The sequence below is a fragment of the Polaromonas sp. genome, assembly GCF_049790275.1.
Classification (GTDB): Bacteria; Pseudomonadota; Gammaproteobacteria; order Burkholderiales; family Burkholderiaceae_C; genus Polaromonas.
In genome coordinates, this window is sequence record NZ_JBAQYR010000010.1 from 55672 (window position 1) to 69323 (window position 13652).

Annotated in this window: 9 protein-coding genes; 5 read left to right on the forward strand and 4 right to left on the reverse strand. The window is 63.6% G+C overall.

Annotation, left to right across the window (positions count from 1 at the left end; genetic code table 11):
- Positions 1 to 19: 19 nt before the first annotated feature.
- The 4 genes from WA904_RS01555 (at position 20) to WA904_RS01570 (ending at position 5868) form a co-directional block, all read left to right on the forward strand.
- The gene (locus WA904_RS01555) at positions 20 to 1753 is read left to right on the forward strand and encodes an IlvD/Edd family dehydratase (RefSeq protein WP_425195365.1); all 1734 of its coding nucleotides are present in this window, start codon (positions 20 to 22) and stop codon (positions 1751 to 1753) included.
- A gap of 57 nt (positions 1754 to 1810) precedes the next feature.
- Positions 1811 to 2740 carry a dihydrodipicolinate synthase family protein gene (locus WA904_RS01560; RefSeq protein WP_425195366.1) on the forward strand — a complete coding sequence of 310 codons (930 nt, stop codon included), beginning with the start codon at positions 1811 to 1813 and terminating at the stop codon, positions 2738 to 2740.
- 133 nt (positions 2741 to 2873) lie between these two features.
- Positions 2874 to 3590 (forward strand): haloacid dehalogenase type II, encoded by a 717-nt coding sequence (locus WA904_RS01565; RefSeq protein ID WP_425195367.1) that lies wholly within the window; start codon positions 2874 to 2876, stop codon positions 3588 to 3590.
- A 49-nt stretch (positions 3591 to 3639) separates the two neighbouring features.
- Positions 3640 to 5868, forward strand: coding sequence for a malate synthase G (locus tag WA904_RS01570; protein ID WP_425195368.1), 2229 nt, complete (start codon positions 3640 to 3642; stop codon positions 5866 to 5868).
- Positions 5869 to 5999: 131 nt separating this feature from the next.
- Here the strand turns inward: WA904_RS01570 and WA904_RS01575 are convergent, their stop codons facing one another.
- The 4 genes from WA904_RS01575 to WA904_RS01590 form a co-directional block, all read right to left on the reverse strand.
- A complete protein-coding gene (locus WA904_RS01575) occupies positions 6000 to 7283 on the reverse strand; it encodes a glucarate dehydratase family protein (RefSeq protein ID WP_425195369.1) in 1284 nt (427 codons plus the stop codon).
- A gap of 1 nt (position 7284) precedes the next feature.
- Entirely contained in the window at positions 7285 to 8298 is a 1014-nt protein-coding gene (locus WA904_RS01580) for a Bug family tripartite tricarboxylate transporter substrate binding protein (protein ID WP_425195370.1), read from the reverse strand.
- A 125-nt stretch (positions 8299 to 8423) separates the two neighbouring features.
- On the reverse strand, positions 8424 to 9467 hold the full coding sequence (locus WA904_RS01585; protein ID WP_425195371.1) for a LacI family DNA-binding transcriptional regulator: 1044 nt from the start codon (positions 9465 to 9467) through the stop codon (positions 8424 to 8426).
- Between the two features lie 114 nt (positions 9468 to 9581).
- The gene (locus WA904_RS01590) at positions 9582 to 10163 is read right to left on the reverse strand and encodes an SPW repeat protein (protein ID WP_425195372.1); all 582 of its coding nucleotides are present in this window, start codon (positions 10161 to 10163) and stop codon (positions 9582 to 9584) included.
- 347 nt (positions 10164 to 10510) lie between these two features.
- Between WA904_RS01590 and WA904_RS01595 the strand changes: the two genes are divergently transcribed.
- On the forward strand, positions 10511 to 13111 hold the full coding sequence (locus WA904_RS01595) for a DUF1631 family protein (RefSeq protein ID WP_425195373.1): 2601 nt from the start codon (positions 10511 to 10513) through the stop codon (positions 13109 to 13111).
- Positions 13112 to 13652 lie beyond the last annotated feature (541 nt).

The window sequence follows — 13652 nt, forward strand, 5'->3', positions numbered from 1 at the left end:
CAATTGACCACTACCTCTCATGACAAACACCAAGCGAAAACTACGCTCCACTGAATGGTTCGGATCGGCCGACAAAAACGGTTTCATGTACCGCAGCTGGATGAAGAACCAGGGCATTCCCGACCATGAGTTCGATGGCCGCCCCATCATCGGCATCTGCAACACCTGGTCGGAGCTCACCCCCTGCAACGCCCACTTCCGCAAAGTCGCCGAACATGTGAAACGCGGCATTTCCGAGGCCGGCGGTTTTCCGGTCGAGTTTCCGGTGTTCTCCAACGGCGAGTCGAACCTGCGCCCCACGGCCATGCTCACGCGCAACCTCGCCAGCATGGACGTGGAGGAAGCGATTCGCGGCAACCCGATTGACGCCGTGGTGCTCCTCGTCGGCTGCGACAAGACCACGCCCGCGCTGCTGATGGGGGCTGCGAGCTGTGACATTCCGGCCATTGTGGTGACCGGCGGGCCCATGCTCAACGGCAAGCTTGAAGGCAAGAACATCGGTTCGGGTACCGCCGTGTGGCAGCTGCACGAGTCGTTGAAAGCGGGCGAAATCCAGCTGCACCAGTTCCTGGCGGCCGAGGGCGGCATGTCGCGCTCGGCCGGCACCTGCAACACCATGGGGACAGCCTCCACCATGGCTTGCATGGCGGAAGCCCTGGGCACCTCGCTGCCGCACAACGCCGCCATTCCCGCCGTTGACGCGCGGCGTTACGTGCTGGCGCAGATGTCGGGCGCTCGCGCAGTGGCGATGGCGCGCGAAGGCCTGACGCTGTCGAAAATCCTCACGCGCGAAGCTTTCGAAAATGCGATCCGTGTCAACGCCGCCATTGGCGGTTCCACCAACGCGGTGATCCACCTCAAGGCCATTGCGGGCCGCATCGGTGTGCACCTGGACCTGGAGGACTGGACACGCATTGGCCGGAACACGCCCACCATTGTTGATCTGCAGCCTTCCGGCCGTTTCCTGATGGAAGAGTTCTACTACGCCGGCGGTCTGCCCGCGGTGTTGCGCCGCCTGGGTGAAAACAAGCTCCTGCCCCACCCCCATGCGCTCACCGTGAATGGCCAGTCGATATGGGACAACGTGCGTGAAGCCCCGCAGTACAACGACGAAGTGATCCGCCCACTCGACAACCCGCTGATCGCCGACGGCGGCATCTGCATATTGCGCGGCAACCTGGCGCCGCGCGGCGCGGTTCTGAAACCTTCTGCGGCATCACCGGAGCTACTCAAGCACCGTGGCCGCGCGGTTGTGTTCGAGAACCTGGAGCATTACAAGGAACGCATCGTCGACGAAAACCTCGACATCGATGCCAGCTGCGTCATGGTGATGAAAAATTGCGGCCCCAAGGGCTACCCCGGCATGGCCGAGGTCGGCAACATGGGGCTGCCGCCCAAGCTGCTGCGCCAGGGTGTCAAGGACATGGTGCGCATCTCGGACGCACGTATGAGCGGCACCGCTTACGGCACTGTTGTGCTGCATGTGGCGCCAGAAGCGGCGGCCGGCGGGCCGCTGGCCGCGGTACGCGACGGCGACTGGATCGAGCTCGACTGCGATGCTGGCCGCCTGCACCTGGACATCAGCGATGCCGAACTGGCTGAACGCCTTGCCGCCCTGGAGAAGGCCCCCGCAGGCATGCGTGGCGGCTACCAGCGCCTGTATGTTGACCACGTTCTGCAGGCCGATGAAGGCTGCGATTTCGACTTCCTCATCGGCTGCCGCGGCTCCGAAGTTCCCCGTCATTCCCACTAAACCAGTGAATCATTCAATCAGTGAACACTGCATTCTCTTCAACCTGATCCAGACCAAATGACCACGCTCCGCCACCCGCGCTACCGCGGCATCTTCCCCGTTGCCCCCACCACGTTCACCGAGACCGGCGAGCTGGACCTGGACAGCCAGAAACGCTGCATCGACTTCATGATCGATGCCGGCTCTGACGGCATCTGCATCCTGGCCAACTTCTCCGAGCAATTCGTTCTTTCGGACGACGAGCGCGAAATCCTCACCCGCACCATCCTCGAACATGTGGCCGGCCGTGTGCCCGTGATCGTCACCACCACCCATTTCGGCACAAAGATCTGTGCGGAGCGCAGCCGCCGCGCGCAGGACATGGGCGCCGCCATGCTGATGGTCATGCCGCCGTATCACGGTGCGACCTTTCGCGTGAGCGAGCAGCAGATTTACGAGTTTTATGCGCGCCTGTCGGATGCCGTGAGCATTCCCATCATGATTCAGGACGCCCCGGCCAGCGGCACCGTGCTTTCGGCCGCTTTCCTCGCGCGCATGGCACGCGAGATCGAACACATTGCCTATTTCAAGATCGAAACCGCCGGCGCCGCAGCCAAGCTGCGCGAGCTGATCCGTCTGGGCGGCGCCGCCGTGGAAGGTCCGTGGGACGGAGAAGAAGCCATCACCCTGCTGCCCGACCTGGACGCCGGCGCCACCGGCTCCATGACCGGCGGCGGCTACCCTGACGGTATTCGCCCCATCATCGAGGCACATCGTGCCGGCGACCACGACAAGGCCTATGCCCTTTACCAGCAGTGGCTGCCACTGATCAACTACGAAAACCGCCAGGCAGGGCTGCTGGCCGCCAAGACGCTCATGAAAGAAGGCGGCGTGATCGCCTGCGAAGCGCCGCGTCATCCCCTGCCGGCGCTGCATCCGCAGACGCGGGCGGGCTTGATTGCCGCCGCCAAGCGACTCGATCCTCTGGTACTGCGCTGGGCACGGTAGATAGACAGTGCCTGCAGAGGCTGTTTTTCTGGGCAAATGCTAGCGTTCAGGCATCATTACACTCTTAAATGTCATTGATAATTAACTTTTTGATTGATTAATCACTATTGAAGTATCAAATACAGTTGAGGTTATGGAAAAACCCAAAACCGGGCACGTGGTGCCGCGGGCTGTTCTCTTTGATGCTTATGGCACGCTGTTTGATGTGTACAGCGTCGGCCTGCTCGCGGAGCAGCTGTTTCCCGGCCAGGGGCAGGCATTGGGTATTCTTTGGCGCGACAAGCAGATTGAATACACCCGGCTGGTGACCACCAGCAACAACGGCGAGTTCTACCAACCGTTCTGGGAGCTCACGCGTGCCGGCCTGCGTTATGCCTGCAAACGCCTGGGTCTGGACCTGGGCACCGCGGCCGAAGAGCGGCTGATGAACCAGTACAGACACCTGTCGGCTTTTCCGGAAACCCGGGAGGTGCTACAGGCGCTGAGAGAACGCGGCATCGTCACCGGCATCCTGTCCAATGGCGACCCGGGAATGCTGGATGTTGCCGTCAAGTCCGCCGGGCTGGAGGGCTTGCTCGACCATGTGCTCAGCGTGGACAGCATCCGCAAATACAAGACCCATCCGGACGCCTATGCCCTCGGGCCGCAGGCCGCCGGCCTGCCGGCGCGGCAGATCGCCTTTGTCAGCTGCAACAGCTGGGATGCACTGGCGGCAACCTGGTACGGCTACCAGACGCTGTGGGTCAACCGTTACGCCCAGCCATTTGAAGAGCTGGGCACGCAGCCGGCGCGCACCGGCACCAGCTTGCGCGAAGTGCTGGAATTTTTCCCGTCTGTATCAGCCTCCTGATTTTTATTTTTCCCTTCATTTTTTACTTTTCTTTTTCTGAGGTTTCACCATGACAACAACGCCACGCACATCCCTCCACCGCCTGCAGGTGGCGACGGTACTGCAACGTTTTGTGGACGAGCAGGTTTTGCCCGGTACCGACGTGGACCGCGCTTCGTTCTGGAAGGGCTTTGATGCCATCGTTGCCGACCTGGCACCGAAAAACATCGCCCTGCTGGCCGAACGCGATCGCCTGCAGAGCGAGATGGATGCCTGGCACAAAGCCAATCCCGGACCGATTGCCGACATGAAAGCCTATCGCGCCTTTCTGGAAAAGACGGGCTACCTCGTGCCTCAGCCGAAAAAGGTCACCATCACCACCGACAATGTCGATGCCGAACTCGCCAAACAGGCAGGCCCGCAACTGGTGGTGCCCATCCTGAACGCCCGCTACGCACTCAACGCGGCTAATGCCCGCTGGGGCTCGCTGTATGACGCGCTGTACGGCACCGACGCGATTCCCGAAAGCGGCGGCGCCGAGAAGGGCAAGGGCTACAACCCGGTGCGCGGCGCCAAGGTGATCGAGTACGCGCGTTATGTGCTGGACCGCACCGCACCACTGAAAAAAGGCTCGCACATCGACTCGACCGCCTATGCAGTGAAGGGCGGCAAGCTCGTCGTCACGCTCAAGGGCGGCAAGACAACGACGCTGGAAGACGCCAGTCAGTTCATCGGCTTCCAGGGCAAGGCCTCCACGCCGTCGTCAGTGCTGCTGCAGCACAACGGCCTGCACATCGACATCCGTATTGACCGCGGCACGCCCATCGGCAAGACGGATGCTGCCGGCGTGAGCGACCTGGTGATAGAGGCTGCGCTGTCCACCATCATGGACCTGGAAGATTCCGTCGCGGTGGTGGATGCTGACGACAAAGTATTGGCCTACAGCAACTGGCTCGGCATCTTGCAGGGCACGCTGACCGAAAGCGTCACCAAGGACGGCAAGACCTTCACGCGCGGCCTGAACCCGGACCGGGAATACGCCTCTCCCAAGGGCAAACCCGTCACGCTGCATGGCCGCTCGCTGATGTTTGTGCGCAATGTCGGCCACCTGATGACCAACCCGGCCGTGCTGTACACCGCGGCCGACGGCACCACCCGCGAGATTCCCGAGGGCATCCTGGACGCAGTGATCACCACCACGATTGCGATTCACGACCTCCAGCGCAAGGGCAAGAAAGGCATCAAGAACTCGCGCAAGGGCTCGGTCTACATCGTCAAGCCCAAGATGCACGGCCCGGCCGAAGTCGCTTTTGCAGCCGAACTCTTCAGCCGCGTCGAAAAAATGCTGGGCCTGCCCGACAGCACCGTCAAGCTGGGCATCATGGACGAAGAACGTCGCACCAGCGTCAACCTGAAAGCGTGCATCGCCGCCGCCGCCAGTCGCGTGGCCTTCATCAACACCGGGTTCCTGGATCGCACCGGCGACGAGATGCACACCGCCATGTACGCCGGCCCGATGATTCGCAAGGGCAACATGAAAATCAGCGCCTGGCTCAGTGCCTACGAACGCAGCAACGTGCTGGTGGGGCTGGCCTGCGGCCTGCGCGGCCGCGCCCAGATCGGCAAGGGCATGTGGGCCATGCCCGACCTGATGGCCGACATGCTCAAGGCCAAGATCTCGCACCCGCAGGCCGGCGCCAACACCGCCTGGGTCCCTTCGCCCACGGCCGCGACGCTGCATGCGCTGCACTACCACCAGGTCAATGTGGCTGCGGTGCAGAAGGAAACCGAGAAGAAGGTCGACCTGCGGTCCGAAATCGCCCGCCTGCTGCCCGAGCTGCTGATGGTGCCGGTTTCGCCCGACGCCCAATGGACGCCCGCCGAGAAGCAGCAGGAGCTTGATAACAACGCCCAAGGCATCCTCGGCTATGTGGTGCGCTGGATCGACCAGGGCGTGGGCTGCTCCAAGGTGCCCGACATCCACAACGTCGGCCTGATGGAGGACCGTGCCACCTTGCGCATCTCCAGCCAGCACATCGCCAACTGGCTGCTCCATGGTGTGGTCACCAAGGCACAAGTCAAGGAAACCTTTGAACGCATGGCCGCCGTGGTGGACAAGCAGAACGCCGGCGACCCTCTGTACAAGAACATGGCGGGGAACTTCGAAACCTCGGCCGCCTACAAGGCCGCCTGCGACCTGGTCTTCAAGGGCCTGGAGCAGCCGAGCGGCTACACCGAGCCGCTGCTGCACGCCTGGCGGCTGAAGGTGAAGGCCGGCACGGCCAGGCTTGCTATTTAATTCATAGCTGTTGGCGCCCATTCTTATTGGGCCAGCGGCCAATATGGCATAAAGACAACGCCCCGGAAGCATCTGCTGCCCCGGGCTTGAAGTGTCCACCGACGGAAACGTCCGGCCGTCCTGCCACAGCTTCAGTAACGCGGGCTGATGCCGGAAAACCCCGGGTCGTACTTGCGCATCTGCGCCAGGTCGTTGCGGTTGCGCACACCGCAATCGAGGTACTGCTGGTGCAGCATTTTGAGTTGGCCTTGATCGATTTCCACACCCAGGCCCGGCGTGGTCGGCACTTTGACCGATCCTTCATGAAAGGCAATGCGGCCACCCTTGATCACTTCTTCTTCCTGCCACGGGTAATGCGTGTCGCAGGCATAGGTGAGGTTGGGAATGGCCGCTGCGGCGTGCGTCATGGCCATCAGGCTGATGCCCAGGTGCGAGTTGGAATGCATGGACATGCCCATGCCGAAAACTTCGCACATGCGCGCCAGTGCGGCGGTGGCGCGCAGGCCGCCCCAGTAGTGGTGGTCTGACAGCAATATCTTCACCGCATGTGTGGAGGCGTTGCGTTTGAACTCTTCCATGGTTGTGACGCACATGTTGGTGGCCAGCGGCGCGCGGCAGTGCTTCGCCAGTTCGGCCATGGCTTCCTGGCCGGGTGCCGGGTCTTCGTAGTACTCCAGCAAGTCGTCCAGCTCCTTCGCTGCGGCGATGCTGGTCTCCAGCGACCAGTTGGCGTTGGGGTCCAGCCGCAGGGGCACGCCGGGGAAAGTTTTTGCCAGCGCTTTCATGGCGGCAATTTCCTCAGCCGGCGGAAAGACGCCGCCCTTGAGCTTGATGCTCTTGAAGCCGTAGAGACCCACCATGCGCTGCGCCTGCTTCACCACCTGCTCCGGCGTGACGGCTTCGCCCCAGGCATCGGGCGCATAAGGTTTGCCGGCGTGCTCGGCGTATTTGTAGAACAGGTAGGCACTGCAGGGCACCTCGCCCCGCACCGCGCCACCGAGCAAGTCACAGACGGGCAAGCCCAGGATCTGCCCTTGCAAGTCCAGCATGGCGACTTCCATCGCACTGATGACCTTGTCGGCGTTCTTGGCGGTGTGCGAACCGGGCGCGAGCTCGAATTGCACACTGCCGTCAGCCTTGTGGCCCGGCTTGATGGCCGCACGCACGTTTTCTTCCATCCGGTTCAGGTCAAACGGTGAGAGGCCCATCACCAGGGCCCGGGCCTGCTCCAGCACTTTGACCATGGGTTCGTCGCCGTAGGTTTCGGCAATACCGACACGGCCATCCGAGGTTTCGATTTCAACAATGCTGCGCAGGGCCCAGGGCTCGTGGATGCCGCTGGCGTTGAGAAGCGGGCCATCGCGGAACGCAATCGGCGTAATGCGCACCTGCGCGATTCGAATGTCTTTTCTCATGTCAGCTGGCTGTTGCTCCGGATTTTTTAACCAGCTCGGCCCAGCGGGCGATCTCGGACTTCATGTGCGCCGCCAATTCGTCCGGCGAGCTGCCGATGATTTCCATACCGAGCTGGCCATTGAGCTTGGCCACCACGTCCGGCATTTTCAGGATCTTGACGATCTCGGCATTCAGGCGCTGCACGATGGGCTGGGGCGTTCCCTTGGGGGCGTACACGGCCTGCCAGGATGACATCTCGAACTTGGGCACGCCAGCCTCCATCATGGTCGGCAGCTGCGGCGCCAGCGCGATGCGTTTGCCGGTGGTGACGGCCAGCAGCTTGAGCTTGCCGGCCTGCACCAGCGAAACGGCGGCCGTCATCTGGTCGAACATGAAGGGCACCTGGCCGGAGGACACGTCCATCATGGCCGGCGGCGTGCCCTTGTAGGCAATGTGGGTCAGCGGCACGCCAATCAGGTCGGCAAACATCTCGCCAGCGAGGTGGGTCGAAGTGCCGGCACCCGACGAAGCGAAGCTGCGCTTGCTCGGGTCGCGCTTGAGCAAGGCCACCAACTCCGACACGGAGTTGACAGCGAGCTCGGGGTTGACGATCAGCACGTTGGGCAACATGGCCACCAGCGCGATCGGTTCAAAGTCCTTGACCGGGTCATAAGGCAGGTTTTTGTACAGGCTGGCGTTGATGGCATGCGTGCTGATGGTGCCGCCGAACAGCGTGTAGCCGTCCGGTTTGGCGCGCGCGGCCGCCGTCGCGCCTACCGCTCCAGCGGCTCCGGGCTTGTTGTCCACCACGACCGGCTGGCCCAGCACCTCGCCCAGTTTCTGGGCGAGGGTCCGGCCGATGACATCGGTCGACCCGCCGGGGGTGAAGGGCACGATGTAGGCAATGGGTTTGGTCGGCCAGCCGGGGGTGGCTGGTAACGCACCCTGGGCGCGCAGCGGCAGGGGCAACAGGGTCGCCAGACTGAAACCGGCCAGCCCCTGAAGGGCGGCGCGGCGGGTAGGACGGATGGTCATGGGAAGTCTCCTGTGGACAGGCGCGGCGCGCCCTTTTTTGGCAAGAATGGGCAGCAGGCTGGTTTAGCGCGCATCATGTTAGCGCTAACAAATGAATGTTAGCGGCACCGCAGACAACCGTCAAGCTAGACGCTAGCTCTTTTGACTATGGAAAACCCGAGATCGCGGACCTTGGGGCCGGGGTCGCGATGCTCGACGCGGTCAAGGATGAAACGCGCCGCCTGCCGGCCAATTTCAGCGCCGTCCACGCGCACCGTGCTGAGGGGCGGATGGGTATGGCCGGCAAACGGCATGTCGCCAAAACCCATCACCGCGACATCGTCAGGCACGGCCAGTCCCGCCGCCTGCGCTTCGGTCATCACGCCATGGGCCAGCATGTCGGAGCTGCAGACCACCACGTCGATGCGCTGGTCCCGCTTGCGCAGATCGGCCCAGCCGGCCCGCCCATTGCCCAGCGACGATGGCGCGGGCACCACACAGGCCGCGGCGGGTCCCAGGCCCAGTTCGCGCAGGCGCTGCTCGAAGCCGGCCCGGCGCAGGCCGGCGCGGTGATCGTCCGCCGTCACGATGGCCGGGTGGCGGTGCCCTTGTTCGTAAATGAAATCAGCCACCGCGCGGCCGATTTTTTCGTGGGAAAACCCGACGATCATGTCGATCGGCGTGGGCGTGAGGTCCCAGGTTTCAACCACCGGGATGCCGCAGGCCAGCAGCTTGCGCCGTGCTTCGGCCGAATGCATGATGCCGGTCAGCACAATCCCGTCGGGCCGGCGCCCGACAATCGCGTCGATCAGCGCATCTTCCCGCAGCCCGGTGTAACCGCTCTGCCCCAGCATCAGCTGGCAGCCGGCTTCGGCCAGCGCGTCGGTCAGCGCCTGGATGGTTTCCAGAAAAACCGGCCCGGCGATCGTGGGCACCAGCGCCGCCACCAGCCGGCTGCGGTTGGACGCCAAGCCGCCGGCCACCAGGTTGGGGACATAACCGCTGCGCGAAATTGCGCTCCGTACGCGTTCCAGGGTGTGCGGTGAAACGGCCGTGGGCGTGTTGAGCGCCCGCGACACCGTGATGGCCGAAACACCGGCCAGCCTGGCAACGTCGGCCAGGGTGATGCCACCCGTGCCGGGACGGGCGGCCCGGCGGTTCTTTCCAAGGCTGGTTGGCAGTGTTTCCACCGGGAGATGTTAACGCTAACCTGCGTTCCGCATCACCTGATCGTCGCCTTCTTGCTCAGCCGTGCTGCTCCCCGCAACCACTTTCACCAGCCCAGGCCAGCGAAGCGCCAGGGCTCAGTGCACGGTCCAGTCGCGGGTCCAGCTGCTGTAGTCCTTGTCGGTCAACAATGTCCACAGGGCCAGCATGACAATGGCCATGCCGGCAATCACGGCATTGAGCGTGGCCTGCTCATGCGTATTGAACCCAAGGCCCCACGGCGAGACGAGTAGCCAGAGGCCGAGCGCCCCTTCTGTCCACTCTTCCCATGCGCGCGGTACAAAAATCGCTCCCAGCGCCACGGCAACCAGCGCCGCACCGGCGGTGACCGCGTTCAGCATGATCACCCTGTCATCCTGGAAACCCAGTGCCCAAGGCGAAAGAAGGACCCAAAGACCCAGTAAGGCATTCACCGGGTCTTGCCAGTGTTTCACCTGTTCCAGGGTTACACCTCCTGACAGCGGGAAGAAAAGCCGCTGCACGGGTTTCGACCCGACACGCACCGGCTTTGTTCCTCCGGAAATGCCAAACCGGCCGGCTGGCCCCACGGCAGCCCGGGACGCCAGGCAGGGGCTGCGACCTCGCGCGCCGCGACAAACTGCAACGGTTTGTTGTGGACCGGGCCGGCGAAGGCCTCCCGGCCCACATTGGCTGCACATTGACCGCCGGATACCGCCCGGAAAACTCCCCGGCCGGGGGCGCTACACAAACCATAGCGTTGGGGGCTGACAGGGTCTGGGTTGCCATCGGGTGCGGGCGCGCCTGCCAGCGGCCCCTCACGCCTCCCCGGCCACCGGCCCAAACGCATGGCCGCGCTCGTCCGGATGTAAATAGCGTCTCTTTGTTCCCAGGTTAGTTAGAAATCGTTACAAGATACTTCGCCTGTTCTTGCAGCTGGCGGCGAGTTCAGCCCACACTTCACGGTCGGTCAAGCCGGAATTTTTTCCCAAAAATTTCGCTTGACGTGTTTTCCACTTTCATCCAATTACCGACCTCGCCTCCCCTTATGGCATTGCAAGCCGACGTTTTTCATCGCTGTCTGCAGGAAGCCGCCACGGCTGCCAAACCCGCGCTCGAACGCTGCATGGATCATGCGGTGGCGGCGCTTCAGGTAGCCGAAACCCAAAGCATGAAGGCTATCGAACGGGACGAGCTGGGCCTGGCTTGGCGCGAACTCCTGCGCTTCCGCACTGGCTGGTGCACCCAGTACCCGGTGGATCTGTTGGCAGCCTTCAACCAGCCGGCCCACCTGGTCATGCCGGGTGCGGTGCCTGCCTCCCGCGCCGCCATGCCTGCACTGGCCGGAGCCGACATGTTTTCGCTGGTGGACGACACCGAGGTCGAGGAAGGCATCGAATCTTCACGGCTGCTGCAGCAGGTGGTGCCCGTGGTCGAGCAGGTGCTCGCCGAGCTGGATGGCCTGATGAGTTCGGCACAGGGCCTGGTCAATGTCAGCCCCGAGTTCAACCCGGTGCGGCCCGAGGTGTACGCACAGACCTTGCGCACCCTCCTCGCCGGTGCGCCGGTGGCGCCGGCCATCCAGGCCCTGTGGATCAAACACCTTGCCGAACCACTGGGCCGTGAACTCAAGCTGGTGTATGAGCGGCTGATCAACATGCTGGAACTGGCCCAGGTCAGGGCGGCCAGCTACCGCGTGCTGCAGACGCCGGCCAGCACCGGCAAAAAACCGGGACGGGCGGCCGGCACGGCCGCGCCGGGAGCGGCTAACGGCAAGCCCGGCGGCGAGGGTGACGAAGACGCGGCGGAAGGCGGCCCCATCGGCTATGTCTCGGATGAGCCCATTGCCAGAGTCCCGTCGCAGTATGCGGACCTCTCCAACTACGAGGTCAAGGACGCGCTGTTCCAGGACTTCCTGTTTCGCGGCGGCAGCAATGCCAACCATGGCCTGGCGCCGTCCTACTACGCCACTATTGAGGAAGAGCTGATTGCGCTGAAGGCCACGCCGGACTCCGCGCACGCAGCCCTGCAGCCCCAATCGCAACCCGGCGGTGGTGACGACACCGACCACGGCTACCACGGCACGCGCAGCGACCCCCGGCGCCCGACACTGCCAGCCACCGACGCCTGGGAAGAGCCGGAAGCCTGGGAGGAAGGGCCGGGCGGCCCGTCGCGCATTGTGGATGTGCTGAGCCAACTCAGCTCGCAGGTCTGGGGCGTTTACGGCCGCGCGCGCGAGCGCGCACTGGTGCGCACGCAGCTGAAAAAAGACGCCACCCGTGTCGGCCAGGTGCTGGGCATGGAGGTGGTGAAAAAACTGGTGAACCAGGTGGCGCAGGACCCGCGCCTGCTGATGCCGGTACGCGAGGCCATTGTGGCGCTGGAGCCTTCGCTGCTGCGCCTGGCGATGGTGGACCCGCGTTTTTTCAGCGAGGAAAGCCATCCCGGGCGCCGCCTGATGGAGCGCGTGGCGCAGCGCAGCTTCAAGTACAACGATGAGCGAAGCCCCGAATTCGACATCTTTTTCCATTCAGTCACCGAGGCCTTCAATGCCCTCAATGCCCTGGAGATTGAAGATGCGAAGCCTTTTGGCGCCGCGCTGACCGAGCTCCAGAACCTGTGGGACGAGCAGGACCAGCACGAGCAGTCGCAGCGCAGCAACATCCGCCAGGCCATGCAGTTTGCCGAAGAGCGGCAGGCACAGGCCGATCAGATTGCCTTTGACATGAGCCTGCGCGCCGACCTGGAAGGAGTGCCCGGCGTGGTGCTGGACTTCCTGTTCGGTCCCTGGGCACTGGTGATGGCGCATGCGCGGCTAACCGACACCGCGCGCCAGATCGACCCGGAAGGTTATGGTTCACTGGTCACCGATCTGCTGTGGAGCGTCAAGCGCGAGGCCACGCTCAAGCGCCCCGGCAAACTCATTGCCATGATCCCCGGCCTGCTCGGCAAGCTGCACACCGGGCTGGCCTCGCTGGGGCTGGACCCGCGTGAAACCGAGGCTTTTTTCAGCGCCGTGGAAAAGCTGCACCGGCCGGTGCTCCGGCTACGCCGCGTGCGCAGCCAGCGTGATGCGGCCGAGTCCGACCAGGCGCCGCTGGAAGTCGCACTGGCCGAAACCGAATCATCCGACCTGAGCGACATCCTGCCGGCCACACCCGAGCAGCGCAAAGCCAAGGCCGCGGGCCAGCCCTGGCTGGCGCCCCAGGAGCTCGACAATGCCGGCTTTGAAGACACCTTGCCCTCAGGGCCGGCAGAACTGAGCGCCACACCCGACGACGAACCCTCCTCCCAGGCGCCGGACGACGGTGATGACGATGGCGAAGGAGCTGCGCCGGCATCCAGCGGCGACGATGACAAACACAAGGCCGAAGAGGTACTGATGGGCCTGCGCGAAGGCAGCTGGGTGGACCTCTACTCCAAACGCAGCTGGCTGCGCGCGCAGCTGATCTGGGCCAGCAACCGCGGCACCCTGTTCATGTTCGTCAGCCACGGCGGCCAGCCGCACTCCATGACCAAACGCAGCTGCGTGCGCCTGATCAAGGACCGCCTGCTGCGCCCCGTCGAAACCCACGGTGTGGTGGCGCATGCGCTGGACAACCTGGTCAGGGAAGCTGCGCCGGCAGATGCAGAGGGAAGTGCTGCGTAGGTCGTTTGACCGGCTGTCTTCTTCAGATCAGCGGCATCACGCTGCGCCTGCGGTTTGCGTTGGACAGCAGGCGCAACTCCCCACTCCCTCCCCACCGCCCCTCCCTCGCCCCGCTGGGCGATCGCGGGGAGCTTCATCTAGCCGTGTGTGCTGCGACCGCGTTCACACATGACAGCCGTTTGAGACCGACATGACGCGCTTTGCGCGTCATGTCTCCCCGCATCCGTTCCCCCCAACCCGTCGGGCTGGGCCGAGGAGCGCAGGCAAAAGCGGATCAGGGCTCGCGATTGTCTGAGGCGTCAGCCAAGTTCGAGCGAGACCCCGCTTTTGTCGAGCACCGCAGGCTGCCCGCAGCGAAGCGAAGGGACCCAGACCATCGGGTCGCCTTCTCTTTGGTGGCTTTCTTTTGGCGACGTGTATAGACCGGACACATGGTGGACAGGTGTGCGGAGACATGGTTGACGGTTTTCATTAGAAGTTATCCGGCTGCCTGAGGTCAATGGTCAGGCAGCGATGATGAGCAAAGAACACATCGAACAGA

What these genes read in the sequence shown, in the direction of transcription:
- WA904_RS01555 (WP_425195365.1), top strand. Translation starts at nt 20, where the DNA reads ATGACAAACACCAAGCGAAAACTACGCTCCACTGAATGGTTCGGATCG.
- WA904_RS01560 (WP_425195366.1), top strand. Translation starts at nt 1,811, where the DNA reads ATGACCACGCTCCGCCACCCGCGCTACCGCGGCATCTTCCCCGTTGCC.
- WA904_RS01565 (WP_425195367.1), top strand. Translation starts at nt 2,874, where the DNA reads ATGGAAAAACCCAAAACCGGGCACGTGGTGCCGCGGGCTGTTCTCTTT.
- WA904_RS01570 (WP_425195368.1), top strand. Translation starts at nt 3,640, where the DNA reads ATGACAACAACGCCACGCACATCCCTCCACCGCCTGCAGGTGGCGACG.
- WA904_RS01575 (WP_425195369.1), bottom strand. Translation starts at nt 7,283, where the DNA reads ATGAGAAAAGACATTCGAATCGCGCAGGTGCGCATTACGCCGATTGCG.
- WA904_RS01580 (WP_425195370.1), bottom strand. Translation starts at nt 8,298, where the DNA reads ATGACCATCCGTCCTACCCGCCGCGCCGCCCTTCAGGGGCTGGCCGGT.
- WA904_RS01590 (WP_425195372.1), bottom strand. Translation starts at nt 10,163, where the DNA reads ATGTGCAGCCAATGTGGGCCGGGAGGCCTTCGCCGGCCCGGTCCACAA.
- WA904_RS01595 (WP_425195373.1), top strand. Translation starts at nt 10,511, where the DNA reads ATGGCATTGCAAGCCGACGTTTTTCATCGCTGTCTGCAGGAAGCCGCC.